Origin of the sequence: Paracoccus sp. TRP, assembly GCF_000185925.1 — a bacterium.
Taxonomy (GTDB): domain Bacteria; phylum Pseudomonadota; class Alphaproteobacteria; order Rhodobacterales; family Rhodobacteraceae; genus Paracoccus; species Paracoccus kondratievae.
Map to the genome: position 1 here is coordinate 73,189 of NZ_AEPN01000011.1, position 24,544 is coordinate 97,732.

Genomic DNA, 24,544 nt, shown 5'->3' on the forward strand with positions numbered 1-24,544 from the left:
CCGATGCGGGCGATGCCGGATACGGGGACGCATGTCCTTGAAGTCATTCGCGTGGCCGAAGGCGCGCCGTCGCCGCGCCGCGATGCCGATGTTCTGGCCTCATGGCGGCGCTGTGTGAATGAGCATCAGCTGGACCCCAGCCGCCAGATCGGCCCGCGCATCGTCACCGAACAGGAACTGCGTCTGCACAGACAGGAATCCGAGGAACTGTTGTGCATGGCGCGGCACGGGATGGAGGATCTTTATCGCCGCGTGAATGCCATGGGCTATGTGCTGCTTTTGTCCAATGCCCGGGGCGTGACGGTGGATGCAATCGGGGATGCCGAGCTTGACCGCGACCTGCGCCATGCCGGCCTGATCACCGGATCTGAATGGCATGAACGCCATGTCGGGACCAATGGCGTCGGGGCCTGCCTTGCCACGGGTCGCGCGATCACCGTGCATCGCACCGATCATTTCGACCTTGCGCTGACGCCACTGTCCTGCACCGCCGTTCCGGTCCATGACACGCAGGGCAAGCTGATCGGAGTGCTGGATCTGTCCCATCTCAGCGCGCCTCAGGACAAGATGAGCCAGGCGCTGACGCTTGAGGTAATGAAATCCTGCGCCCGCCGGATCGAGATGGCCAATCTGGTCCGCCGCCATCGCGGCGACTGGATCTTGCGGCTGAACCCCTCTCCCGAGTTTCTGGATGTGGACCCGATGGCCGCGGTGGCGATCAGCGCCGAAGGGCGCATCAGCGGCATGACCCAGAACGCGCAAGAGCTTTTGGCGCATCAGGGGTCCGACATGCTGATCGGGCGGCGGTTCAGCGACATCTTTGCCCATGACCTGGACGATCTGCCCAAACTGTCGCGCGCCATGGCCCCCGTCGATGGCGCGCTTGAGATGCAATCGGGCGGGCTGATCTTTGCCCGTGCCGTGCCGCCCTCGGCCAGGCCGCAACGTGCGGCCGGACCCCGCCTGCCCGCGCCTTTGGCGGCGGTTCATGGCGGCGATCCGGCCATGCAGCGTCTGGCGGAACGCGCGGCCAAGGTCGTGGATCGTCAGATCAGCATCATCCTGCGCGGTGAGACCGGCACCGGCAAAGAGTTCATCGCCCGGGCCATGCATGCCTCGTCCCGCCGGCGTGGCACCTTTATTGCCATCAACTGTGCCGCCCTGCCCGAGGCTCTGATTGAAAGCGAACTTTTTGGCTATGCCCCGAACGCATTTACCGGCGCCCATGCCCGCGGCAAAAAGGGCCTGATCCGCGAAGCCCACGGCGGCACCCTGTTTCTGGATGAAATCGGAGACATGCCGCTGACCTTGCAAGCGCGGTTGCTGCGGGTGCTGTCGGAACGCGAGGTGATGCCGGTTGGCGCCACCCGGGCCGAGCCCGTGGATATCCGCGTCATCTCGGCCTCGCATCGCGATCTGGCTGCGCTGGTGGCCGAGGGGCGCTTTCGGCAGGACCTGTATTACCGGCTGAACGGGCTGATCCTCGACATTCCTCCGGTCCGGGCGCGCAGTGATCGGGAATGGCTGATCACCCGCATCGCCGAGGCAACCGAGGGCAAGCCGCGCTTTTCGCCCGAGGCCATGGCGCGACTTCTGGCCCATGACTGGCCGGGCAATGTGCGCGAGATCGTCAATCTATGCACCCTTTGCGCGGCGCTATGCGATGGCGCAATCGTCGGCCCCGAGGATCTGCCCGCCGATATCAGTCACCCCGCCATGACCAACCCCGACGCGCGTCCTGTCGAGGGGGCGGCGCTGCACCGGCTGATTGCGGAATGCGACGGCAATATCTCGGCGGCGGCACGGCTGGCGGGGGTGGACCGCAGCACGATCTATCGCCGGATGCGACGGCTTGGCCTGACCAAAGGGGCCTAGCCACCCGCCGTATCAAGGCTGTGACGGTGCCTCTCGGCCAGCAGACCGGTCATCTGCTCGACCAGACCGCCGATCGGCCCGCCCCGTTCCCATGCGTAGATCGAGACGACCATGGCGGGCTCGCCCCCGAACCCGTCGCAGCGGCGCAGGTCCGCGCCCAGCCCAGCCACCGCCGCCACCGGCAAAAGCGTGATGCCAAGCCCGCCTTCGACCCCCAGGACCACGCTGTGCAGGCTGCTGCCGGAAAAGGCGACGTACCAGCGCCTGCCTTCGCGTTCGATCCGCTCAAACATCGCGTCGCGGTAAAGTCCGCCGGGCGGAAAGACCACCAGCGGCACCGGGTCCTGCCAGTCGCGTGGCAGCAGCGTGCTTTCAAACCAGGCCATCGCCTCGGTAAAGCTTGCGCGGCAATCGACGGCGGCGGCGCCCTCTTTGACCACGACGATATCAAGATCGGCAGAGGGATAGCGGCGCATCAGTTCGCGACTAAGGCCGACAGTCACATCCAACCGGATCTGCGGAAACTGGCGGGCAAAGCTGCGAAATATCCCGCACATCCCGGCGTTAAAGATATCCTCTGGCAGACCCAACCGGATCGAGCTGGTGCCGCTTGGGTCACCAAGCGCCAGCTCGGCCTCTTGCTGAAGGGCAAGGATGCGGCGCGCGTAACCCAGCAGCCTCTCACCCTGTGGGGTGGGCAGGACGGGGCGGGCGGTACGTTCGACCAGCGGATGGCCGGTCGCATCCTCAAGCCGCGCCAGCTGCTGGCTGATGGTCGATTGGGTCATGTGCAACCGCTCGGCCGCGCGGGTAAAGCTGCCGCAATCGACGATGGTGACAAAGGCACGCAGCAGACGCGGATCAAGCATCGGCCCCTCCATTCGATTTGCGCATGATTATCATCCGGACATTTAATTTCCAGATAATCTTGTCAGAGCTTATTCAGAATGGCGCAGGATGAGATTGGGGAGACGCCGATGCAGAACGAATTCCACCACAGCCGCCGCGCCTTTCTGTGCGGGACCGGAGGGCTGATGACGGCCTCGGCCGTGATCGGCATGGGCAGCACCGCAGCAGCACAGACCACCGCCGACAGCGAGCAGGTCACCTCGGTCCCCGATACGCATTACTACCTGACCGACGTCCGTCTTGAGGACGGATTTGAACATGAGGGCGAATATATCGCCGCGACCCTCACCGGGCTTTACACGCTGGAGATCCGCGATGGCGCGATTGCGGCTATCCTTGATCCGGGCGCGGCGCTGACCGCTGGCGTGGCGCGCTATTCGGCCGGGGGGCGGCTGGCGTTGCCCGCTTTTCGCGACATGCATATCCATCTGGACAAGACCTTTTACGGCGGGCCGTGGCGTGCCCCTCTGCCGCGTCAGGGCAAAACGATCATGGACATGATCGCGCGCGAAGAAATACTGCTGCCGCAGCTTTTGCCCTTTTCGCAACAGCGGGCCGAAGCACTGATCGGGCTGTTGTTGTCCCAAGGCACGACCATGGCGCGCAGCCATTGCAATATTGATCCGGTCAGCGGCCTGAAAAGTCTGGAACATCTGAAACTTGCACTGGAAAATTACAGCGACAGGTTCGATTGTGAAATCGTTGCCTTTCCCCAACATGGTCTTTTGCATTCCAAGGTGGATGGGCTGATGCGCGAGGCGATGGCCATGGGCGTCGAATTCGTTGGCGGGCTTGATCCGACCAATGTTGATGGCGCGATGGAAAAGTCTCTGGATGCGATGTTCCAGATCGCGCTGGACCACGACAAGGGCGTGGATATCCACATCCATGAAACCAGCCCCTCTGGCGTCGCGGCGATCCGCTATATGGTCGATACGGTCGAGCGTACGCCGCAGCTCAGGGATCGGCTGACGCTCAGCCACGCCTTTGCGCTGGCGACGCTGAGCGAGGCCGAACTTGATCCGCTGGCCGAGCGCATGGCGGCCCATGGTGTCACGGTCGCCTCAACCGTGCCTATGGGGGCGCTGACCATGCCACTGCCGCGCTTGCGCGAAAAGGGTGTGACGCTGATCAGCGGGACCGACAGCGTGATCGACCACTGGTCGCCTTTTGGCACCGGCGACATGCTGGAAAAGGCCAACCTTTGCGCCCAGATCTATGGCGGGCGCGACGAATTCGCCCTGACCCGCGCCATGGCCATCGCCACCGGCGATGTCACCCCCCTCAATGACGCGGGTGCGCGTGTCTGGCCACAGGCGGGAGACCAGGCGGAATTCACTTTGGCCGAGGCAAGCTGCTCGGCCGAGGCGGTGGCGCGCCGCACCCCCCGCAGCGCCACCTTCCACAAGGGCCGGCTGGTCTTTGGCAACATTGCCAAGGCCTGAGCAGCCGTTGTGAACGGGGCAGGACGGTCACCCGCCCTGCCCCTTACCCATCACGCGCCTGTCAGTCGTAAAGGGCAGCGAACTGGTCGCGCAGCAGGTTCTTTTGCACCTTGCCCATGGTATTGCGCGGCAGTTCATCGACGAAAAGCACGTGCTTGGGTTGTTTGAACTTGGCCAGCCGCCCTTCCAGCGGGGCAAGAACGTCCGCCTCGGTCAGCGCGGGACTGCCCGAGGCGACAACCACCGCCGTCACCGCCTCGCCGAAATCGCGATGCGGCAGGCCGATCACGGCGGATTCGACCACGCCCGGCAAGGCGTCAATCTCGGTCTCGATCTCTTTGGGATAGACGTTATAGCCGCCGCTGATGATCAGGTCCTTGCCACGGCCGACAATGTGCAGATAGCCACGCTCATCGAATTTCCCCAGATCTCCGGTGATGAAAAACCCGTTCGCGCGCAGCTCGGCAGCGGTCTTTTCGGGCATCTGCCAATAGCCCTTGAAGACGTTCGGACCACGCACCTCGATCATTCCGATTTCCCCCGCGGGCAATTCGTCGCCGGTTTCGGGATCGGTGATGATGATCTCGGTCCCCGGCAGGGGCAGGCCGACCGTCCCGGCAAGGCGCGGCCCGTCATAGGGGTTCGAGGCGTTCATATTCGTCTCGGTCATGCCATAGCGTTCAAGGATCGAATGACCGGTGCGGGTCCGCCATTCGCGATGCGTCTCGGCCAGCAGCGGCGCCGAACCCGAGATGAACAGCCGCATATTCGCGGTCGTCTCGGCGTTCAGCATGTCATCCTGCAGCAGCCGGACATAAAAGGTCGGCACCCCCATGAGCACCGTCGCCCGCGACATGCCCTCAAAGATCTGATCCACATCGAATTTCGGCAAGAAGATCATCGAGGCGCCCGAAAACAGCACCACATTCGTCGCCACAAACAGCCCGTGCGTGTGAAAGATCGGCAGGGCGTGGATCAGCACATCGCGGTCGGAAAAGCGCCATTCCCCGATAAGCACCCGGGCGTTTGAGACCAGATTGCCATGGGTCAGCATCGCACCCTTTGACCGCCCGGTCGTCCCCGAGGTGTAAAGCAGTGCCGCCAGATCATCGCTGCTGCGCGGCACGGTGGCAAAGGGTTCAGGCGCGATCCATGCGGCATCGGTCAGGCTGCCCTGCCCCCTGGCGTCCAGCGTGACGATGCGCGCACCGGCGCCCTCGGCCGCCTCGCGCAGCGCCTCTTGCCGTGCGGGGTCGCAGACAAACAGCCTGGGCCGGGCATCACCCAGGAAATAGGCGATCTCGGCCGGGGTATAGCCGGTGTTCAGCGGCAAGAACACCGCCCCCGCCCGCAAGGTGGCGAGATACAGGATAATCGCCTGCACCGATTTTTCGACCTGTACCGCGACGCGGTCGCCGGGCTGAACGCCCAGCTCGACCAGCGCGTTGGCCATATGGCCGCTGCGGGCAATAAGGTCGCGATAGCGGATATTCTCGCCCGCAGGAATCTCGATCGCCACGGCCTCGGGGTCGCGGATGCCGGCGGCGAAAAGGTCGAACAGATTATCACTCATGAGTTGTCCCCGTCATTCAAGGATTAGAGGCCGGCAGCATCCGCCGGACGCTGTCCGAGGCGGCGATGGCGCTGCGCTCGGCAAATGCTTCGTGGTTCGCCTCGATACGGCCAAGGTCGTACAGATAGTTCACCATCAGCCCATGGGATTGTTTAAGCCCATTGGCCGACACATCGCCCAGAAAATTCAGCCGCTCTAGCCGCGCACCATTCCCAAGGTGGAACCGCGCCACCGGATCGACAGGCCGGCCTTTCTGATCACGGGCGCGCAGGAAATAGGTCGCAGCGGCAGCCAGCAGAGGCTCGCGCAGGCTTTCGGCGCGCCCGGAGTCCTTGTGCCAGTCGGGATCGTCAAGCAACGCAAAGGCAAGCCGCTGGTCGGCGTCGATCAGGTCCGGGCTTTCATCCTGACGCTGGCGCGCCAGCCAGGCGGCGAAACCCGGCACCGGGGACAAGGTGACAAAGGTGCGGATATTGGGCAGCTCGGCCTTAAGCTCTTCGACCACCTGTTTGATCAGGAAATTGCCAAAGGACACGCCGGCAAGCCCACGCTGAGTGTTCGAGATCGAGTAGAACACTGCCGTTCTGGCGCGCTCGGCCGCGATGGGCTGGCGGTCCAGATCAAGAAGCCCCGCGACATTGTCGGGAATATCCTCGGTCAGCGCGACCTCGACAAAGATCAACGGCTCATCCACCAATTGCGGGTGAAAGAACCCATAGCAGCGCCGGTCGGTCGGCTGCAGGCGGTTGCGCAGATCGTCCCAGTTCTGGATCGCATGCACCGCCTCATAGCGGATGATCTTTTCCAGAATGCCTGCGGGCGTGTTCCAGTCGATATGGCGCAGCACCAGAAACCCCCGGTTGAACCATGACGAAAAGAGATGGGCGAAATCATGATCAACCCGTCTCAGCGCCGGATTATGGCGCAGGTGGCGCAACAGCTCTTCGCGCATGCGCACCAGCGCCGCCGTGCCGCCGGGCGCAAGGTTCAGCCGGCGGAACAGCTCCTGCCGGCGCGGCTCGGCGGCAGCATGCAGGGCCTCGACGGCGTCGATGTCGTCGGGGTCACGCTCAACCGCCTGCAGGGCGCTACGGACGGCCTCGGTCCCGGGGCCGAAATGATCGGCGAGGTTTTGCAGAAAGGTCAGCCGCGCCGCCTCATCCGCATGTTCAAAGGCGGCAAGCAGCCCCTCGGCAAGGACCACGCCCGAGGCCTCGCCCCGCCGCGACAACAGCGCCTCGCCCAGTTCGCACAGGTCGGGCGCCTCGGCTGCGGCTGCGGCATCTCGGCGGCCAAGCAGGCGTCGGCCGCGCGCTGTCAGCACCTCGAACAACTCGCCCAGAAAGGCCGGGCGGGCGGGGCGCGGGGTCTCAACGGTCTTGATCATTTCGGGCCTCCGGGTTTTGGAGAAGGGCCGCCGGGATCACCCCGGCAGCACGACGAAGATCAGCCACAGCACGACCGGAGCAACCACCGTCACCAGCGCGCCATAGTTCAGCAGTTTGCGGAGAAATACCTGACGGTCTATCCCGCGCGCATTGGCAAGGACCAAAGCGCCATTGGTCGAGAAGGGACTGACATCGACGATGGTCGAGGCAACCGCCATCCCGGCGATGAAGCCGATCGCGCCAACGCCGGTATCGCCCTGCAGGAACGGCACCGCCAGCGGGATCAGCGAACCAAGCACCGCCGTAGACGAGGCGAACGCCGAGACCACCGCCCCGATAAAGAACAAAAGCAGTGCCGCAAGCAGCGGCGAAGCCATGCCAGCGACGCTGTCTCCGACAAAGTCGATGGTGCCCATATGCTCCAGCACCGCGACATAGGTCGAAACGCCGGTGATCAGCATGATCTCGGGCCATGCGACCTGCGCCATCGCGCGTTTCTGCATGGTAGGGTCCCAAAGCGCGAGCCCAAGGCCGATGGTCAGCGACACGAACCCGATATCAAGGTTCAGCGCCAGCACCAGCACCGCCAGCAGGGCCAGCGCAGCAAGGGTTACGATCTGGTAAAGCGTGCCTTCGGCCTGCCCGATCTCGGGCTCTTCGGCAACAAGGCGATGGGATTCGCCGCCGCCTTCTTCGCCGATGCGGCGGCTTAGCGCCTCGGCCTCGCTGTCGCCAAAGATCTGCGGCCCGGTCGCCGGACGGGCGATCTCAAGGTGCGGTACGGTCACCGGCTCGATCTGCTCGGGCTGGGCCTGCATCAGCTTGCGCCCGCCCAGCACCATAAAGAGCAACAGCGCCACCGCCGCGTTGACGAAAAAGCTGGCGGCAAAGGTCGCCATCGGCGACAGCGGCAACCCGGCCTTGGCGACGACGCCATTGGTGATACCGCCATAGATGCTGATCGGCGAAAAACCACCCGCCTGCGCACCATGCACGACCATCAGACCCATCAGCAGGGGCGAGATCTGGTAGCGAAAGGCGAAACCCAGTGCGATGGGCGCAACGATGGCGACCGCACCGGGGCTGACCGCCCCGACCGAGGTAAGGATGGCCGAGATCACGAACATGATCCACGGAATCGCCCCGATCCGGCCCCGCACTGCGCGCACGGCCATGCGCACCAGCCAGTCGATGGTGCCGTTGTTCTGCGCCAGCGCGAACAACCAGGTGATGCCGACAAGCGTCAGGAAAAGACCGCTTGGAAAACCGGCGATAATCTCTTTGGCGGCCTGTCCGGCCAGCAGTGTGCCAACCAGAAAGGCACCGACAAACGCCAGCACCCCCATGTTGATCGGCCAGATCGTGGCGACGACGAACATCCCCGCCAGCACATAGATTGATAGCAGATGTGGGGTCATGCGCGGCTCCTCTCCATGCAAACCTCCTTTTGCCGCGTTGCGGCCTGTCAGTTCCCCGCGCCCTCCTCTGACGCGCGAATCCACATCTGTCTGTTATACGTATATTCTTCGCTGTTGTATATAACAAATCAAGACATGGATAAAAGCCGTAAAGCCGCTTATCTTATGGGAAAAAGGCAAAGGAGGCGTTCCATGACGCGAATCCCCAACACGCTGCGCATCCGCAACGCGCTGGAAAACGCCATTGTAGAGGGCAAATATCCGCCCGGCGCGCGGCTGGATCCCGAGGCGCTTGAGCAAGAGTTCGACGTCTCGCGCACGCCCATCCGCGAGGCGCTGCACCAGCTTGAGGCATCGGGTCTGGTGCGTGTGGTCCCCAAGCGCGGCACCTTTGTCACCGAATGGAGCGCCAGCGAACTGGCCGAGCGGTTCGAAGTCATGGCCGAGATCGAGGCGACTTGTGGCCGCCTTGCCGCCCGTCGCATTACCGAGGCCGAGCTGGCCGCATTTGAACATGTGCACGAGGAATGCCGCCGCCTGTGCGAGGCCGGTGAGGTCGAGGCTTATTACGCCCGCAACTCGGATTTTCACCATTGCATCTATCGCGCCACCCATAACGACTTTCTGGCGCAAGAGGCCGCGCGGCTGCATGCCATGCTGCAACCCTATCGGCGCATGCAGCTAAAGGTACGCAACCGGATGATGCGGTCATTTGCCGAACATGACGCGGTGGTAGCACGGATACGCGCGGGCGATGATGAGGGCGCGGCCGAGGCCCTGCGCAGTCATGTCATCGTTCAGGGCGACCGCTTCCACGACCTGATCGCGGCGCTGCGTCAGGAACGCTGACAAATCATGTCCAGCCTGGAAAAGCGCTGGCGCTGAGCCGCCCCGGAATGGAATAAAGGCCTGAACGGGACGGTGGAGATGCCAATGCGCTATTTCGATTTCAGTACCTGGCATGGGGTTCTGACGACGCTGCTTGGCATTGCGCTGTTCACGCTGATCGGGGTGGGCATCCGGGTCCTGATGCAGCTGACCATCCAACAGCGCCAGCAGCGCATGAACCGCCAGATCAACGAGCGGCTGCGGGTGCTGATCGCTGCCTATAAGGTTCTGGGCGGCTCATTCACCGGCGAATTGCTGGTCGACCCATCCCATCTGCGCGATCTGCACCAGCGCGCGCAGGAGACAGATGATGAAGCCGCTGGCCCGGCCGGCTCGGACCGGGCGCGCCGCATCCGCGATGCGGTCGAGGCGGCGCTTTCCGATATCATCCTGTTGGGGACCGAAGAGCAGGTGCGGCTGGCCAGCCATGCCGCGGCCGAGATGGTGGCCGGACGGCCAATCCATACTGCCGAACTGGTGATCTCGCTGCGCGATTTCATTCGCAAGGCGCTGGATCTGGGACCGGTCCCGGCCGATGTGACCATCCCCTTGCAGGGTCCGGCCCGCCAACAGTCGGGCAGTGCGCGCGGCGGCCGGGGCGAGGGCGGCGGCCGCTCTGGCGGGGGTGGTGGCACAGGCATGGGCGGTGGTGGCACAGGTGCAGGTATGGGCATGGGGATGGGGCTTGGCCGCCATGCCGATGATGCCTCATAGGGGGCTGGACCCTGCCTAATTCAATCCTGCCTTGCGCAGTGCGTCCACGTAAAGATCAAGGTCTTCGGGGTCGCGCAGGGGCGGCACCTTCTTCCAATGGTCGATGGTGAAATTCGGATGCACGCGCATCACCTCGCGGGCATGGTGGCGTGCCTCGTCCATATTGCCCAGGAGGGCGTGACTGGCGGCCAGCAGGCGGTGGGCCTCGGACCGGTCGCGCATGCGGTAAAGCGCCTCGATGGCGCGGGCGTAATCGCCCATGTGGAAATAGCTGTCGCCAAGGAACCACAGATAGGCGTCGGGGTGATAGGGATTCAGCCTGATCGCCCGCTCGATCAGTTGCACCGCACGCTCACCCTGACGGACATAGGCCAGGCAATCGCCCATATAGGCCAACAGATCGGCGTCATTGGGGTTCAGGGCCAGGGCATGTTCATAGGCAGCGATCGCCTCGTCATGCTGCTTTTTGTAAAGATGGGCGAGGCCCATTTCCGAAAAACCGCGCGCGTCCAGATGGTCGCATTCAACCGCGCGTTTGGCGAGATCCAGCGCCCGGTTCAGTGCCGCATCGGGATCGTTGGTCCAGTTATAGCGCCATTCGACGTTAAAGGTACGCGACATGGCGGCATAACTGCGGCCGTATTGAGGGTCCAGCTCTTGCGCCTGTTCAAACAGGCGGCGGGCGTGCAGGTTCGCCTCTGGACGAAAGCGAAAGCCCATATCCTGGCCGCGCAGGACAAGGCCATAGGCATATAGCGCGGGGTGGATCTGTTCGGCGAGGCGGCGGCGCTCAAGCGTCTCGATCTGGATGGCAACGCGCGCCGCTGTCATGGCCGCAACATCGTCCTGAAAATCAAAAATGTCAGCCATGGTGCCATCGTAACGTTCGGACCACAGGGTATTTTCGCTTTCAGCCTCGATCAGGTCCACGGTGATCCGCAGACGGTTTTCGGCACGGCGCAGGCTGCCGGCAAGCAGATAGCGCACACCCAGACTCCGGCCGATCTCGCGCAGCGAACTGGCCCCGGCCGCCGCCACGAAAGAGGAATGGCGCGCAATCACCATCAGATTGCGGAACCGGCACAGGCTGGTGATCAGATCGGCGACGATGCCCCGGCAGATATAAAGATCATTCGGATCGCCCGAAATATTCTCAAGCGGCAGAACGGCAAGCGAGGCATCTGTCATCGTCTCGCGCCCCGGCCGGGCAAGGGCCGAGGCATCAGCACCGGCAGGCAGGGCCGCATCGGTCTCGGCCGAGGCGACGGCAAAGACCTCGACCGGGGCCGAGATATTTTTAAGCCGCTTGCGGCCAAGCGAGCGCAGGATCAGCGCCGGATTGTCGCGCACCAGCTGATAAACCGTATCGGTGACACAGATCCCCCCCGGTGCGGCAAAGCTTTGGATCCGGGCGGCAAGATTGACGGTGTGGCCATAAACACCGTCCCTGCCCGCGAAAACATCACCGATCGAGATGCCGACTCGATAATAAATCGGCTCTGCGCCCCCGGTCCATGCGGTTTCGCGCGCCAGTTCGCGCTGCATCGCCAGCGCGAAATGCAGCGCCTTTTGGACACCTTCAAAGACCGCGACCAACCCGTCGCCCGCCGTATTGACGACAGCGCCTCCATAATCGCTGACCAGCCCACGGATCAGATGCTGGGACCGGGTCAGGCGCGCGACCGTCCCCGCCTCGTCCTTTTCGACAAGGCGCGTGTAGCCATGCACATCGGCATAAAGCACCGCCAGCTGCCTGGGGCCGGACAGACTTGACTGCACACACATCGTCCTGACGCCAACTCCTCACCCTGCCTCATTTGGTCGTTTGGAATGCTTACGACCTGCGGGGCAGGTCAAGCCACACCCCCCTGAACTGTCAAGTCTAGATGACGGAAACCGGGCATTCATTGGCTTAAGTGCTTGCAAAGCAACTTTTCATCGCCAAGACCCGGTTCTACCATCCCATCGCCGCCCGCTGAGCAGAGGAGAAAAGCGCATGACCCTTGCCTCGCCCTGCCTGATGGCGCTGCGGGCCGAAACTGAAAAGCAGCACCGTCGCGGGACCCATCGCACTGTGCCGCCTGCCCAGACATTGGCGCGGCTGACCGCACTGATGCCCGCGATAGGGATCACGCGGCTGGCCAATCTCACCGGGCTCGACCGGATCGGGCTGCCCGTCACGATGGCCTGTCGGCCCAATGCGCGCTCGCTTGTCGTGGCGCAGGGCAAGGGGTTGGACCTTGCCGCCGCCGGGGCATCGGCCCTGATGGAGGCGGCCGAGCTTTACCATGCCGAACATATCGAGCAGCCGCTGAAACTGGGCAGTCAGGCCGAACTTGCGCCCACCCATGACTTTGCCGATCTGGCGCGGCTGCCAAGGATCTCGGACCGCTTTCACCCCGATCTGGTCATGCTGTGGATCGAGGGGAATGAGCTGGTTTCGGGCAGCAGTCGCTGGGTACCGTTCGAGATGGTGCGGGCGAATTACACCCTGCCCCCGCCACCCGGCAGCGGCTGCTTTGAATGCAGCAGCAACGGGCTGGGCGCGGGCAACAGCATGGGCGAGGCGCTTTGCCATGCTATCTGCGAGCTGATCGAGCGTGATGCGACCACCCTGTGGAACGCCCGCCCTGATCGCCGCGCCGACACCGGGCTTGACCCCGACAGCATCGACGACCCGGCCTGCCGCGAGGTACTGGCGCAGCTTCAGCGCGCCGGGTTCGGCATCACGCTGTGGGAAACGACAAGCGACATCGGTGTGCCTTCTTTTTTCTGCCTGCTTACCGACCGGCGCGATCCTTTGCATCACCACGGCATCGGCGCTGGCACCCATCCCTCGCCGGGGATCGCGCTGATGCGTGCCCTGACCGAGGCGGTGCAGGTGCGCATGACCTATATCTCGGGCGCGCGGGACGATCTGTCACCGGCCGAATTCACCGCCCGCCACCGGGCCGAACGCGCCGCCGAGGCTGACGCCCTGCGCGCCGCCCATCACCCGCGCCGTGATTTCGCCGCCATCGCCGATCAGGCACAGGACAGTTTTGCCGGTGATCTGGAGTGGCTGCTTGAACGGTTGCAGGCGACAGGGATGAATGAGGTCGTCGCGGTTGATCTGAGCAGGCCGCAGCTGGGACTGCCGGTGGTGCGGGTGGTCATTCCGGGGCTTGAGGGGCCGGACGACCACGCTGCTTATCGCCCCGGCCGCCGTGCCCTGGCGATGGAGCAGGCGCAATGACCGCGATCATCTTTGCCGGACCCAGCCTTGATGACAGCGACCGCGCGGCATGGCCCGGCCTTCAGTTCCAGCCGCCGGTGCGTCAGGGCGCACTTTACGCCGCAGCCTGCCTGCGCCCCCGGGCAATCGGTGTCATCGACGGCTATTTCGACGGGGTACCGGCTGTTCTGCACAAGGAAATCCTGTGGGCGCTGTCACAGGGCATCGCGGTATTCGGCGCATCCAGCATGGGTGCCCTGCGCGCGGCCGAACTGCACCATTTCGGTATGCGCGGCATCGGCCGCATATTCGAGGATTACCGTGACGGTCGCCTGACCGATGATGATGAGGTCGCCCTGTTGCACGGCCCGCCCGAGACCGCCTACCCCGCCCTCAGCGAACCCATGGTCAATATTCGCGCCACCATTACCCGTGCGCAGGCCGAGGGCGTGCTGGATGCCGCCGAGGCCAGCGCGCTGACCGCCGCCGCCAAGGCGCTATTCTATCAGGACCGTTCATGGCCCGAGGTTCTGGCGGCCGTCCCCCTGCCCGCCCCGGCATGCGAGCGGCTGCGCGACTGGCTGCCCCGTGGCCGCGTCGATCGCAAACGCGAAGATGCGCGGGCACTGTTGCAAGCTGTCGCCGACCACCTCGCATCGGATGAGCCACCCATATCGCCCGGCTTTACCTTTGAATTGACCGAGGCCTGGGCCAATGCGCCATGGCTGACCCCTGCACCTCGGGAAGAAGGGCCTGACGCCGACGCTATCCTTGACGAACTGCGGCTTGAAGGCCCGGCTTATGCCGAGGTCAGACAGGCGGCACTGTTGCAGCATCTCGCTGATCAGGCCGCCACGCGCGAAGGGCTGAAGCTGCAACCCAAAGAACTTGCCAAAGCAGCCGAGGATCTGCGCCTTCCCCTTGGCCTTTTGCGCAAGCGCGACCTTGATGAATGGGCACATAAGAACGGCCTTGACGATGCCGGGCTGGCGCGGCTGATCCGCGCCCATGCAAGCGTGGAAAATCTGGCGCGACGGCTGGATGGGGCGCTGCACCCGGCAATGCTGGATCAGTTGCGGCTGCAAAACCGGTATTCCACGCTGCGGGACAATGCGCTGGCCAGCCCCGATCAAGGGACGCCGCGTACCCCGCCCCGGCCGCTGCTGCTCGCATGGTATTTCGAGACGCACCTTGGCCGCGAAATCCCCGCTGATCTGAATGAGTATGCGGCAGGATTGGGATTGTCCGACCTTGATCGGTTCTTTGAGCTGCTAGGCAAGGACTTCGCCCGGCATCATTCGCGCTGACGAAGCAGATCGACAGAGACCCTGCGCTCGGCTATCTTTACACATCGTGTGGTCGCCATAGCGTTTACCTTGTGCGATTCCCGCGTCTTGCACTCGCCAGCCCGGCGATGGCGCTCTGCCCCTTGGATAGCGCAGCATAGGAGCCATGATGCCCGAGACATTGCTCAGCCCGTCAAACATCCTGCTTTTCGGCCGCGTGCTTGAGGATCTGGTGATCCGCACGCAGCCCAAAGACAAAGCCGGTTCCAAGGGGGGCGAAGGCGGCAGCCTTGGCACCTCGGGACAGCTGGAACAGCAGCTGCGATCCGAAGGGGCGGCGTTTGCCCGCATCTACGGCTATGGCCAGAACGGCCTTTACCATGTCCTGCCCCGGCCGGCGCTGTTTCTGGTCCATGGGCAGGGCGAGCCTGCAAGCCGCGTCCATTCTGGTCTGGGGCGCGAGGGCGGCGGCGATCAGACACAAGGCATTCCGATGCCGCTGGATGATCTGCGCGTCTGGTCCTATGACAAGGCCGACTATTCGATCCGCATGAATATGCAAAGCGGGACGGTTGAGCAGCTTTTGCAGGGCGGCTCGCGCAGCCGTAGCCGGCGCGGCATGAGCATGCGCGGGATGAGCATCAACAACAACAGCACCAAGGAATGATCAGGCCGGGGCGCCGCACGACAGCGGCGCCTGAACCCGCCTAGATCTGTTGCAGCGCAGCCTGCCCGGCTGATCGCAAAGGCGGGCGGGCCATTGGTGCGGCTGTATCCGGCGTCTCGCGGCTTAGCGCCAGCGGCTCGGCGATGGCCGCCGCGATTTTACGCCACAGCGGAACCTCGATCTCTAACCGCCGCGCAACGAGCTCTCGGCCCATGGCACGGGGTGCCAGCCGCATCAGCCCGCGATAATCCGTCGCCAGCGTACACAGCAACCGGTCAAGGGCCTGCAAATCCTTTTCCAGCAGACCGGTCACCATGAATTGCGCATTGGCCTGGGTGGCGATGCACAGCGCTGCCGCCACCTGTTGCGATCCCTTGCAAAGGTCGCGGTACTGGCCGGCAAGCTGGGTCAGCAGGGCCATGGGGCGGGCAAACTGACGGGCATCAAGGCGATAGGGCTCGATAACCTTTTGCAGCTCAAGCTCGCACATGACCATGCGGCCCGAGGATTCGATCAATGTCGTGCCAAACGCAAAGCGGCGGGCAAGCGGCATCGGCTCACCCTCTTTCAAAAGCTCTTCGATGGCGAAGGCAAGCTCAGAGGCAAGCTTTTCGATCCGGCCACAGGCATGCATCATCGGCCCCTCGCTGCCTTCGATCCGTTGCAGCTCGACCGCAAGCGCGCCCCAAAGCCGCTGCTCGCCAAAGCGGATCATGCTGGCCCCGCGCGGTGCGCGCCGGGCATGGCCGCGCAGAATGACGCGACAACGGTCAAGCTCGCCAGCCGCTGCCTGCAGATGCTCGGCAATCGGGGATCCGCCGTTCACGTCATAACCCGCCATCACCGAGGAAAGCCCCTCGATCTGGGTTAACAGTGCCTGTGTACGCGGCAAAAGATGCTCAAGCCCATAGCGCGACATGGCGCGCAGCCCGGTCTCGGTCTCGGTTGTGGCGCGGGCAATCGCGCTGGTATCGCGGGTGGCAATCTGGCTTATCTGCCGCTCTTGCAGGCTCGCCCGGGCCTGCACATGCAGGGCGGTCAGACCTACACGACGCAACACCTCGGCGCTGGCGGCAAGCTGATCGGTGACACGGCATGTTTCGTCTGGTCGATTCGGCATGGTCACACTGACCTCCGGTTAACGGAGTGTTCGCCGTTGTTCTTGACTGATCAATCGGTAAAAATCTGTGCGGAAGCGCACAAAGGCGGTCTGGACAGACGCCAACCAGAACCGGACAGGGAAAAGGAAAGGGCGCGGAGGAATGACGAAAACGCTTGGGCTTGGCGATCTGGAGTGGTTTGCAGATCTTACCCCACAGCAGCTTGCCCAGATCGAGTCCATGATGCGGCGACGCCATTTCGCCCAGGGACAGCTGATTTTTGAGCGGCGCGACCCCGGAGAAACGGTGTTTTTCGTGCTGTCTGGGAACGTGCTGGCCGTGCATTGGACCAGCACCGGGCGCGAGATCGTCTATAGCGACATCGGCCCCGGCAACGCCTGTGGTGAGCTGTCGGTCCTTTCGGGTGAGCCGCGCTCACTGTCGCTTTACGCCCGCAACGCCTGTACGCTTTACGAATTGCCCGGCGCCGCGCTGCTGGAACTGATGGACAGCCAGCCCTCGGTCCGGCGCGCGATTACGCTGCATCTGATCCGGCGCGTGCATGCCCTGACTGACCGGGTGCATGAGCTGACCTCGCTCAGCGTCGAAGAGCGGCTGCGCGCATGGCTTTTGCGGACTGCGCTTGATCGCGGCGGGCTAAAGCCCGGTCGGGTCCTGCCCGATGTTCCGACCCATGCCGAGATCGCCAATATCGTCGGCGCGAATCGCGAAGCAATCAGCCGCGGCCTTGCCAAGCTAAACCGCGAAGGCGTGATCGAAAGCGGCCGCCGCACCCTGCGCATCCTGCGCCCCGAGGCGCTGTTTTCCAATCCGGCTGAGTGACGGGGCGCGTAAATCGCCCCCCTTTTACCTCAGGCGGCCAAGGCCTCGTCCGGGGTGATCGCGGCCAGACCCAGAGAGGCCCCCACCGGGGGCGAGGTCAGCTGCCCCTCATGCGTGGCAAGGCCCGCGCGCAGATGCGCATCCTCTTGCAATGCGCGGCGCCAGCCCTTGTCCGCAAGCGCCAGCAGAAAAGGCAGCGTCGCATTGCCAAGCGCCTGGGTCGAGGTTCGCGCCACCGCACCCGGCATATTCGCCACGCAGTAATGAATTACCCCATCGACCTCATAGATCGGGTCCTGATGCGTGGTCGCGTGCGATGTCTCAAAACAGCCCCCCTGATCTATAGCGACATCGACCAGCACCGCACCGCGCGGCATGGTGGCAAGCTGGTCGCGCGAAACCAGCTTGGGTGCTGCAGCGCCCGGCACCAGAACCGCACCAACCACCATATCGGCGGTCTGGATCAGGTCGGCGGTCGCTGCGGCGCTGGCGTGCTGGGTGGTCAGCTTGCCCATGAACAGATCGTCAAGCAGCGACAGGCGCGGCAACGAACGATCCATGACCGTCACATTCGCGCCCATACCGACAGCGACCCGCGCCGCCGCAGCGCCCACGACCCCGCCGCCGATGATCAGCACATTGGCCGGCCGCACCCCCGGCACCCCGCCCAAAAGCACGCCGCGCCCGCCATTTGCCTTTTGCAGCGCCCATGCGCCGACCTGAGGGGCAAGCCGCCCCGCCACCTCGGACATCGGCGCAAGCAGCGGCAGGCCGCCGCGTGCATCCGTCACCGTCTCATAGGCGATTGCCGTCACGCCCGAGGCCAGCAGGTCCCGCGTCTGCTCGGGGTCCGGTGCAAGGTGCAGATAAGTAAAGAGCAGCTGGCCACGACGCAGCATGGCGCGCTCAGCTGCCTGAGGCTCTTTGACCTTCACGATCATCTCGGCCTCGGCAAAAACGGCAGCGGCATCCGGGACGATCCGCGCCCCGGCGGCCAGATAATCCTCATCCGCAAAGCCCGCGCCCTGCCCCGCGCCGGCCTCGATCAGGACCTGATGACCATGCGCTGCGGCCTCGGCAGCGGCGGCGGGCGTCATGCCCACCCGAAATTCCTGCGGCTTTATTTCCCTGGGGCAGCCGATCTTCATGTGTTTTTCCTCCCATACGTTATGGTGTTTTATGCGATCAGTCTGTCACTGCTGCCGCGCAAATGCTTGCGAAAGCTGGGGGTGCCGGCGCGGTAAGAATGAAATAGTTCAGCCAAACTACGCCATATTGACGAAGATTATTCGGCTTCATCGCCTACAGGCGCAAGAACCGCCGACAATGCGGACGGTCCGGCTTGCCCCTGCGCCGGGCGGGGCTATGCTTTGGTTTTCGGGATCGAACGGGGGACGATATGGGGCAGCTGATCGACGGCGTCTGGCACGACGAATGGTACGACACCGCAAAATCGGGCGGACGGTTTCAGCGCAGCGTCACGACCTATCGCAACTGGGTCACCCGGGACGGCAGTCCCGGTCCCGGCGGGCGTGGCGGCTTTGCCCCCGAAAGCGGGCGCTATCACCTCTATGTCTCGCATGCCTGCCCCTGGGCGCATCGGACGCTGATCTTTCGCGCGATCAAGGGGCTTTCCGATCATATCGACGTCTCGGTCGTTCATCCCGACATGCTGTCCGAAGGCTGGACCTTTGCGACTGATTTTCCCGGCGCGACCGGGGACCAGCTCTTTGGCCTGCCCTATCTGCGTGACATTTATCTTAAGGCCGACCCCAAGGCATCCGGCAGGGTGACGGTGCCGGTGCTGTGGGACAAGGTCCAAGGCACCATCGTCAGCAATGAAAGCGCCGAGATCATCCGCATGTTCAACAGCGCCTTCGACGACCTGACGGGCAACTGCGACGATTATTGCCCGGCCGCGCTGCTGGACCAGATCAATGCGATGAACGAGCGTATCTATGACCGGATCAATAACGGTGTGTACAAGGCCGGGTTTGCCACTTCGCAGACAGCCTATGACGAGGCGGTAGTGCCCCTGTTCCAGATGCTCGACTGGCTGGAAGAGCACCTCTCGGCCCACCGCTATCTTTGCGGCGGGCGGATCACCGAGGCGGATTGGCGGCTTTTCACCACCATGCTGCGCTTTGACCCGGTTTATCACACGCATTTCAAATGCAACCGCAAATGGCTGCGCGAATACCCCAATCTATGGGCCTGGACGCGTGAGCTATACCAATGGCCGGGCGTGGCCGAGACGGTGCATTTCGATCATATCGTGCGCCATTATCACTATAGCCACGCCACCATAAACCCGCATCGCATCATCCCGATCAACCCGGTCATCGACTGGGACGAACCCCATGGACGCGAACAGGCCGGCGGCTGAACAGACCGCCCCGAACATCCGGTGAGACACGGCGACGCAGGCTTTCCTAGAGTTTCTCTCTGGATTGACAAGCCGGGCTGTCGGCGTATTGATCTTTCGTGCCGCGCCCTTTCCGGACCGGTGATGGTGCCGCAAGATGCCCTGCACGCCCTGACGGCGGAACAGGCGGTGCGGCGGATTTCGAGGTATGCCAATGCTGGCACCGTTTCTTATCATGCTGCGAGAGGGGCTTGAGGCCGCTCTGATCGTCGGCATCATCGCCAGCTATCTGCGCCAGACAGGCCGCAAGGAATGGCTGCCCGCGATCTGGGTTGGCGTGCTTCTGGCGGTTGCGATGTCGCTGTTCGCGGGGGCTGCGCTGCAACTTGTGGCCGCCGGTTTCCCGCAAAAAACCCAGGAACTGTTCGAAGCGGTGATCGGCCTTGTCGCTGTTGTCGTGCTGGCCGGCATGGTGTTCTGGATGCGCCGGGCCGCACGTTCGATCAAGGCCGAACTGCAGGGTTCTGTTGATCAGGCGCTGGCCCATCCGGGCGATGCCGGAACATGGGCGCTGATCGGCATGGTGTTTCTGGCGGTCGCACGCGAAGGGCTGGAATCGGTCTTTTTCCTGCTGGCGATCTTTCAGCAAAGCCGTGATGCCGCGGCCCCGATCGGCGCCGCGCTTGGCGTGATCACCGCCATCGGCGCAGGCTGGGCCATCTATGCCGGTGCGCTGCGCCTGGATCTGCGGCGGTTTTTCCGCTGGACCGGGGTATTCATCCTATTGGTCGCGGCGGGGCTGCTGGCCGGATCGCTGCGCGCCCTGCATGAGGCCGGGCTGTGGAACGGCCTGCAAGAGCGTGTCTATGACCTCAGCCACGTGCTGCCCGAATCCAGCCCGCTTGGCACGGTGCTGTCGGGCCTTCTGGGCTATCGCGAGGCACCGACGCTGGGCGAGGCGCTGGCCTGGGGCCTGTTTCTTGCAGTCACGCTGGTGCTTTTCCTCAGGCCGCAGCCGGGTCCCCTGCCCGCCCCGGCCCAGATCGCAGGACGGAAATGAGCAAACCTTCCAAAGGCATCTATCTGGCCATCGCCGCTGCCGGGGCGCTGGCCGTCGCAGGCGGCGTGACATTCTGGTACGCTGCGCAAAAAAACGCAGCCACTCAGACGACGGCCGATCAGCTGGTCACCGTCAATGCCACCACCTGCGAACCGAACACAATCACCGTCCCCGGCGGGCGGCGCAGCTTTGAGATCGTCAATGCCAGCGACCGCCCTATCGAATGGGAGATCCTGGACGGGGTCATGGTGGTGGCCGAGCGTGAAAATATCGCCCCCGGCTTTCGCTCGACACTGGAGGTGCAGCTTGCGCCCGGCGAATACGCGATCACCTGCGGGCTGTTGTCGAACCCGCGCGGCACGCTGACCGTGACCCCCTCGGATGAGGCGGCGGCGGCAGCCTCTGAGGTCACGCTGCGCAAGTTCCTTGGGCCGTTGTCGGAATACCGCGTCTATCTGGTCATGCAGGGCAATGCCGCCGTAAAGGCAGCCGAGGCGCTGCGCGATGCCGTCGCCGCAGGCGATCTTGAGGCCGCGCGCGAGGCTTGGCGTCAGGCTCGCCTGCCCTATCGTCGGGTCGAGCCGCTGGCCTATCGCTTTTCGGACCTTGAAGAGCGTATCGACGTACACGCCGCGTATCTGGCAAAGCGCGAGGCTGACCCCGCCTTTACCGGCTATCACCGGATCGAATACGGGCTTTTCGCCGAAAACAGCACCGAGGGGCTGACCCCGGTCGCCGAAGCTTTGGTCAAGGATCTGACCGAACTTGCGGCCCGGCTTAAGCAAGCCCCGCTGGATCCCGGCCTGCTGATCGAGATGCCGGGCGAAAGCGCCCTGCAAATCGCGCAAGGCCAGCTGCCACAGGGTGACAACCTATACGCCGGTAACGACCTTGAGGATCTGGGCGCAAGCCTCGACGGGATCGAAAAGCTGACCACCCTGCTGCGTCAGGTCGTCTCACAGGTTGATCCGGCGCTGGACAAGGTGATCGAACAGGACTTGCAGGCCACCCGCGCCCGTCTGGCCACAATCACCGCTGAAGGACATCCGAGCTATGGCGATGTCCCCAAGGAGCAGCGCGAGGCGCTGGCTGCGGACCTGACCCAGCTGTTTGAAAGCCTGCGCAAACTGCAACCTGCCATTGGAATGAACTAGAAATGATCCGTCAGACCCCGCTTGCCGTCACGCGTCGCGACCTTCTTGGCCGGCTGGGATTGAGTGTGCTGGGCGGGACTGTCGCGGGGGGGCTTGGCCCCCTTGCGCTGCCTGCGCTGGCCGATGAGGCCAAGCCCGGCCATCAGGTGGTCGATGCACCCGCAGGCCATGCCGAAACGGCAGCGCAAAGCGTGCCCTTCTATGGCCCCCATCAGGCCGGCATCCTGACCCCCCGCCCGGCCAGCGGCATCTTTGCATCCTTTGATATCGTCGTCTCATCGCTTGATGAGTTCGAACAGATGCTGAAACTTTTGACCGAACGCACCGTCTTTCTGACCCAGGGCGGCGAGGTTCCGGCCCGGGATCCCAAACTGCCGCCAACCGATTCCGGTCTGCTCGGCCCGGTGATCGCACCTGACAACCTGACCATCACTCTGGGCCTCGGCGCATCGCTGTTTGAGCGGTACGACTGGCTTGCCGGGCTAAAGCCCACGCGGCTGCAGCGCATGATGCAATTCCCGAATGACGCGCTGGACCCGGCGCTGTGTCATGGCGATCTGTCGCTGCAATTCTGCGCGAACCTGCCCGACACCAATATCCACGCCTTGCGCGACATCCTTAAGAACCTGTCCGAATTTCTGGTCATGCGCTGGATGATCGAGGGTTTCGTGCCACCGGTCCCACCCGCGGCCGATGGCTCGACCCCCAGCGCGCGCAACTTTCTTGGCTTCCGCGACGGTTCGGCCAACCCCGACGCCAATGATGCAGAACTGATGGATCAGGTGGTCTGGACCCATGGCGCAGATGAACCCGAATGGGCCCATGGCGGCAGCTATCAGGCCGTGCGCGTGATCCGTAATTTTGTCGAACGCTGGGACCGCGCACCGCTGTCCGAACAAGAGAACATCTTTGGCCGCACCAAGGTCTCTGGCGCGCCGCTTGATGCGCCAGAGGCCAGCGAATATGACGTGCCCGACTATGCCGCCGACCCTGACGGGGAAAAGACTCCGCCAGATTCCCATATCCGGCTCGCCAATCCCCGCACGCCCGAAAGCGCCCGCAACCTGATGCTGCGCCGCCCGTTCAACTATTCGCGGGGCGTGCAAAAGAACGGACAGCTTGATCAGGGGCTGCTGTTCATCGCCTATCAGGCCGATCTTGAGGCCGGTTTTATAGCGGTCCAGAACCGGCTGAATGGCGAACCTCTAGAGGAATATATCAAGCCGGTGGGCGGGGGTTATTTCTTTGCCCTGCCGGGCGTCGAGGCCGGGGATTACCTCGGCTCTTCCCTTGTCAAAGCAGCCAGGCGAAGCTGATCCGCCAAGCCGGAAATCCATCAAACGGGAGTTGGAAAAGATGGTCGGAAAATATCTCAAAACAACGGCTCTGGCCTTGGCGCTTGGCGGGTTTGCCGCGCCTGCCATGGCGGCAGATCCCTCGCTGGATCTGGTCGCGCCTCTGGCCGAATATAAGCTGTATGTGGCTGAAAACACCGCCAAACTGGTCGAGGACACCACTGCCTTGACCGAGACCGTCAAGGCGGGCGACGTCGAAAAGGCCAAGTCGCTTTTCGCCCCGACCCGCACCAGCTACGAAAAGATCGAACCAATCGCCGAGCTGTTCTCGGACCTTGATGTGTCGATCGACGCCCGCGCCGATGACTATGAAAAGGCCGAACAGGACCCTGCCTTCACCGGCTTCCACCGCCTTGAATACGGCCTGTGGGAACAGGGCTCGACCGAGGGGCTGGGCGAATATGCCGACCGCCTGCTTGCCGATGTGAAAGAGCTCGATTCGCGGATCAACGACCTGACCTTCCCGCCCGAAGTGGTGGTCGGCGGCGCCGGTGTGCTGATGGAAGAGGTCGCCGCAACCAAGATCTCGGGCGAAGAGGACCGTTATTCGCGCACCGACCTGTGGGATTTCGACGCGAACTTTGAGGGCGCGCAAAAGATCTATGAGCTGCTGCGCCCGCTGATCGCCGAATCCGAGGCGGATTTCGTCGCCAAGGTCGACGGGAACTTCAAGACCGTGGACGAGGTGCTTGGGAAATACCGCACCGCCGAGGGCGGCTTTGTTTCCTACGAAGAGCTGACGGATGCAGACCGCAACGCGCTTTCAGCCAAGGTTAACACCCTGGCCGAGGACCTTGCGACCCTGCGCGGCAAGCTGGGTCTCGGCTGACATTTTCCTAACCGACGGGCGAAGCGGCACCGCTGCTCCGCCCCCTCCATCGCTCATGCGTTCGGCCAGAAATTTACAAAAAATATCGTAATTTCTGTGCTTTACGTGGTTTCTTCGGAGATTTTCTCCGAGGTTGCATTTTTCCGCTTGCACCTCCCCGCGCGCCCTCCTATACGACGCCTCACACGGAAGCGGCAGACGCCGCCCGGACCTCCGGTGGGGCCATAGCTCAGTTGGTAGAGCGCTTGAATGGCATTCAAGAGGTCAGGGGTTCGACTCCCCTTGGCTCCACCAATAAAATCAAAGATTTAAGTGGCAGAAAGCTCTGTTGATCGAGCAAGTTTTGTTTTGAGGTAACGATCAAGCCCGCCCTGCGGGGCGGCGGCTTGACTCATTCATACCGCTCCTCTCAAGTTTCCTCATTCAACGAAAACTAGGTTGTGTTGACAAAAAGGATTCCC

General features: G+C 63.4%; 20 protein-coding genes and 1 tRNA gene. 14 read left to right on the forward strand and 7 right to left on the reverse strand.

The features are described from left to right. Window positions 1-3 precede the first annotated feature (3 nt). Window positions 4-1,875, forward strand: a complete 1,872-nt coding sequence (locus tag PARACOCCUSGL_RS0109015) for a sigma-54-dependent Fis family transcriptional regulator (RefSeq protein WP_010395487.1) — start codon at window positions 4-6, stop codon at window positions 1,873-1,875. On the opposite strand, the gene PARACOCCUSGL_RS0109020 is transcribed toward PARACOCCUSGL_RS0109015, so the two are convergent. After that, window positions 1,872-2,744: a LysR family transcriptional regulator gene (locus PARACOCCUSGL_RS0109020; RefSeq protein WP_029371891.1), complete on the reverse strand. Its 873-nt coding sequence runs from the start codon at window positions 2,742-2,744 to the stop codon at window positions 1,872-1,874. The two genes, PARACOCCUSGL_RS0109015 and PARACOCCUSGL_RS0109020, sit on opposite strands and share 4 nt — an antisense overlap. 108 nt (window positions 2,745-2,852) lie before the next feature. Here PARACOCCUSGL_RS0109020 and PARACOCCUSGL_RS0109025 point away from each other — a divergent pair, with 108 nt between their 5' ends. After that, a complete protein-coding gene (locus tag PARACOCCUSGL_RS0109025; protein ID WP_029371892.1) occupies window positions 2,853-4,229 on the forward strand; it encodes an amidohydrolase family protein in 1,377 nt (458 codons plus the stop codon). Window positions 4,230-4,290: 61 nt separating this feature from the next. Here PARACOCCUSGL_RS0109025 and PARACOCCUSGL_RS0109030 read toward each other — a convergent pair whose 3' ends face one another. Genes PARACOCCUSGL_RS0109030 through PARACOCCUSGL_RS0109040 form a run of 3 tightly spaced genes read right to left on the reverse strand, consistent with a single transcriptional unit; the run spans window position 4,291 to window position 8,608 of the window. After that, window positions 4,291-5,802, reverse strand: a complete 1,512-nt coding sequence (locus PARACOCCUSGL_RS0109030; protein ID WP_010395491.1) for a malonyl-CoA synthase — start codon at window positions 5,800-5,802, stop codon at window positions 4,291-4,293. Window positions 5,803-5,818: 16 nt separating this feature from the next. Continuing rightward, window positions 5,819-7,189 carry a malonyl-CoA decarboxylase gene (locus tag PARACOCCUSGL_RS0109035; protein ID WP_010395492.1) on the reverse strand — a complete coding sequence of 457 codons (1,371 nt, stop codon included), beginning with the start codon at window positions 7,187-7,189 and terminating at the stop codon, window positions 5,819-5,821. Window positions 7,190-7,225: 36 nt separating this feature from the next. Continuing rightward, window positions 7,226-8,608 carry an SLC13 family permease gene (locus tag PARACOCCUSGL_RS0109040; RefSeq protein WP_010395493.1) on the reverse strand — a complete coding sequence of 461 codons (1,383 nt, stop codon included), beginning with the start codon at window positions 8,606-8,608 and terminating at the stop codon, window positions 7,226-7,228. Between the two features lie 192 nt (window positions 8,609-8,800). Here PARACOCCUSGL_RS0109040 and PARACOCCUSGL_RS0109045 point away from each other — a divergent pair, with 192 nt between their 5' ends. Then, window positions 8,801-9,457 (forward strand): GntR family transcriptional regulator, encoded by a 657-nt coding sequence (locus PARACOCCUSGL_RS0109045; protein ID WP_010395494.1) that lies wholly within the window; start codon window positions 8,801-8,803, stop codon window positions 9,455-9,457. A gap of 84 nt (window positions 9,458-9,541) precedes the next feature. Then, window positions 9,542-10,210, forward strand: a complete 669-nt coding sequence (locus PARACOCCUSGL_RS0109050) for a hypothetical protein (RefSeq protein WP_010395495.1) — start codon at window positions 9,542-9,544, stop codon at window positions 10,208-10,210. A gap of 15 nt (window positions 10,211-10,225) precedes the next feature. Here the strand turns inward: PARACOCCUSGL_RS0109050 and PARACOCCUSGL_RS0109055 are convergent, their stop codons facing one another. Next, on the reverse strand, window positions 10,226-11,995 hold the full coding sequence (locus PARACOCCUSGL_RS0109055; protein ID WP_010395496.1) for a tetratricopeptide repeat protein: 1,770 nt from the start codon (window positions 11,993-11,995) through the stop codon (window positions 10,226-10,228). A gap of 211 nt (window positions 11,996-12,206) precedes the next feature. Here PARACOCCUSGL_RS0109055 and PARACOCCUSGL_RS0109060 point away from each other — a divergent pair, with 211 nt between their 5' ends. From PARACOCCUSGL_RS0109060 to PARACOCCUSGL_RS0109070, 3 genes are all read left to right on the forward strand, one after another. Continuing rightward, entirely contained in the window at window positions 12,207-13,445 is a 1,239-nt protein-coding gene (locus PARACOCCUSGL_RS0109060; protein WP_010395498.1) for a YcaO-like family protein, read from the forward strand. Continuing rightward, complete coding sequence (locus PARACOCCUSGL_RS0109065; protein WP_010395500.1) at window positions 13,442-14,731, forward strand: TfuA-like protein; 1,290 nt, start codon at window positions 13,442-13,444, stop codon at window positions 14,729-14,731. Before PARACOCCUSGL_RS0109060 ends, PARACOCCUSGL_RS0109065 begins: the two co-directional genes overlap by 4 nt. 148 nt (window positions 14,732-14,879) lie before the next feature. Continuing rightward, the gene (locus PARACOCCUSGL_RS0109070; RefSeq protein ID WP_029371895.1) at window positions 14,880-15,377 is read left to right on the forward strand and encodes a hypothetical protein; all 498 of its coding nucleotides are present in this window, start codon (window positions 14,880-14,882) and stop codon (window positions 15,375-15,377) included. A 40-nt stretch (window positions 15,378-15,417) separates the two neighbouring features. Here the strand turns inward: PARACOCCUSGL_RS0109070 and PARACOCCUSGL_RS0109075 are convergent, their stop codons facing one another. Then, window positions 15,418-16,497, reverse strand: coding sequence for a hypothetical protein (locus PARACOCCUSGL_RS0109075; RefSeq protein WP_010395504.1), 1,080 nt, complete (start codon window positions 16,495-16,497; stop codon window positions 15,418-15,420). 142 nt (window positions 16,498-16,639) lie between these two features. Between PARACOCCUSGL_RS0109075 and PARACOCCUSGL_RS0109080 the strand changes: the two genes are divergently transcribed. Then, window positions 16,640-17,320, forward strand: coding sequence for a Crp/Fnr family transcriptional regulator (locus PARACOCCUSGL_RS0109080; protein WP_010395506.1), 681 nt, complete (start codon window positions 16,640-16,642; stop codon window positions 17,318-17,320). Between the two features lie 29 nt (window positions 17,321-17,349). On the opposite strand, the gene ald is transcribed toward PARACOCCUSGL_RS0109080, so the two are convergent. Beyond that, the gene (gene ald, locus PARACOCCUSGL_RS0109085; protein WP_029371897.1) at window positions 17,350-18,468 is read right to left on the reverse strand and encodes an alanine dehydrogenase; all 1,119 of its coding nucleotides are present in this window, start codon (window positions 18,466-18,468) and stop codon (window positions 17,350-17,352) included. 251 nt (window positions 18,469-18,719) lie between these two features. Here ald and PARACOCCUSGL_RS0109090 point away from each other — a divergent pair, with 251 nt between their 5' ends. The 6 genes from PARACOCCUSGL_RS0109090 (at window position 18,720) to PARACOCCUSGL_RS0109115 (ending at window position 24,377) form a co-directional block, all read left to right on the forward strand. Continuing rightward, complete coding sequence (locus tag PARACOCCUSGL_RS0109090; protein WP_010395513.1) at window positions 18,720-19,706, forward strand: glutathione S-transferase family protein; 987 nt, start codon at window positions 18,720-18,722, stop codon at window positions 19,704-19,706. A gap of 193 nt (window positions 19,707-19,899) precedes the next feature. Beyond that, window positions 19,900-20,745: an iron uptake transporter permease EfeU gene (gene efeU / locus PARACOCCUSGL_RS0109095; RefSeq protein WP_029371900.1), complete on the forward strand. Its 846-nt coding sequence runs from the start codon at window positions 19,900-19,902 to the stop codon at window positions 20,743-20,745. Beyond that, the gene (gene efeO, locus PARACOCCUSGL_RS0109100) at window positions 20,742-21,899 is read left to right on the forward strand and encodes an iron uptake system protein EfeO (protein ID WP_010395517.1); all 1,158 of its coding nucleotides are present in this window, start codon (window positions 20,742-20,744) and stop codon (window positions 21,897-21,899) included. The genes efeU and efeO (PARACOCCUSGL_RS0109100) overlap by 4 nt, the downstream gene beginning before the upstream one ends. A 2-nt stretch (window positions 21,900-21,901) precedes the next feature. After that, a complete protein-coding gene (gene efeB / locus PARACOCCUSGL_RS0109105) occupies window positions 21,902-23,215 on the forward strand; it encodes an iron uptake transporter deferrochelatase/peroxidase subunit (RefSeq protein WP_010395520.1) in 1,314 nt (437 codons plus the stop codon). A gap of 40 nt (window positions 23,216-23,255) precedes the next feature. Further along, window positions 23,256-24,083, forward strand: coding sequence for an iron uptake system protein EfeO (efeO, locus tag PARACOCCUSGL_RS0109110; protein WP_029371902.1), 828 nt, complete (start codon window positions 23,256-23,258; stop codon window positions 24,081-24,083). Between the two features lie 218 nt (window positions 24,084-24,301). Beyond that, a tRNA-Ala gene (locus PARACOCCUSGL_RS0109115) sits at window positions 24,302-24,377 on the forward strand. Window positions 24,378-24,544: the final 167 nt, after the last annotated feature.

Coding starts and splice junctions, on each gene's coding strand:
- PARACOCCUSGL_RS0109015 (WP_010395487.1), top strand. CDS start 4: ATGCGGGCGATGCCGGATACGGGGACGCATGTCCTTGAAGTCATTCGC.
- PARACOCCUSGL_RS0109020 (WP_029371891.1), bottom strand. CDS start 2,744: ATGCTTGATCCGCGTCTGCTGCGTGCCTTTGTCACCATCGTCGATTGC.
- PARACOCCUSGL_RS0109025 (WP_029371892.1), top strand. CDS start 2,853: ATGCAGAACGAATTCCACCACAGCCGCCGCGCCTTTCTGTGCGGGACC.
- PARACOCCUSGL_RS0109030 (WP_010395491.1), bottom strand. CDS start 5,802: ATGAGTGATAATCTGTTCGACCTTTTCGCCGCCGGCATCCGCGACCCC.
- PARACOCCUSGL_RS0109035 (WP_010395492.1), bottom strand. CDS start 7,189: ATGATCAAGACCGTTGAGACCCCGCGCCCCGCCCGCCCGGCCTTTCTG.
- PARACOCCUSGL_RS0109040 (WP_010395493.1), bottom strand. CDS start 8,608: ATGACCCCACATCTGCTATCAATCTATGTGCTGGCGGGGATGTTCGTC.
- PARACOCCUSGL_RS0109045 (WP_010395494.1), top strand. CDS start 8,801: ATGACGCGAATCCCCAACACGCTGCGCATCCGCAACGCGCTGGAAAAC.
- PARACOCCUSGL_RS0109050 (WP_010395495.1), top strand. CDS start 9,542: ATGCGCTATTTCGATTTCAGTACCTGGCATGGGGTTCTGACGACGCTG.
- PARACOCCUSGL_RS0109055 (WP_010395496.1), bottom strand. CDS start 11,995: ATGTGTGTGCAGTCAAGTCTGTCCGGCCCCAGGCAGCTGGCGGTGCTT.
- PARACOCCUSGL_RS0109060 (WP_010395498.1), top strand. CDS start 12,207: ATGACCCTTGCCTCGCCCTGCCTGATGGCGCTGCGGGCCGAAACTGAA.
- PARACOCCUSGL_RS0109065 (WP_010395500.1), top strand. CDS start 13,442: ATGACCGCGATCATCTTTGCCGGACCCAGCCTTGATGACAGCGACCGC.
- PARACOCCUSGL_RS0109070 (WP_029371895.1), top strand. CDS start 14,880: ATGCCCGAGACATTGCTCAGCCCGTCAAACATCCTGCTTTTCGGCCGC.
- PARACOCCUSGL_RS0109075 (WP_010395504.1), bottom strand. CDS start 16,497: ATGCCGAATCGACCAGACGAAACATGCCGTGTCACCGATCAGCTTGCC.
- PARACOCCUSGL_RS0109080 (WP_010395506.1), top strand. CDS start 16,640: ATGACGAAAACGCTTGGGCTTGGCGATCTGGAGTGGTTTGCAGATCTT.
- ald (WP_029371897.1), bottom strand. CDS start 18,468: ATGAAGATCGGCTGCCCCAGGGAAATAAAGCCGCAGGAATTTCGGGTG.
- PARACOCCUSGL_RS0109090 (WP_010395513.1), top strand. CDS start 18,720: ATGGGGCAGCTGATCGACGGCGTCTGGCACGACGAATGGTACGACACC.
- efeU (WP_029371900.1), top strand. CDS start 19,900: ATGCTGGCACCGTTTCTTATCATGCTGCGAGAGGGGCTTGAGGCCGCT.
- efeO (WP_010395517.1), top strand. CDS start 20,742: ATGAGCAAACCTTCCAAAGGCATCTATCTGGCCATCGCCGCTGCCGGG.
- efeB (WP_010395520.1), top strand. CDS start 21,902: ATGATCCGTCAGACCCCGCTTGCCGTCACGCGTCGCGACCTTCTTGGC.
- efeO (WP_029371902.1), top strand. CDS start 23,256: ATGGTCGGAAAATATCTCAAAACAACGGCTCTGGCCTTGGCGCTTGGC.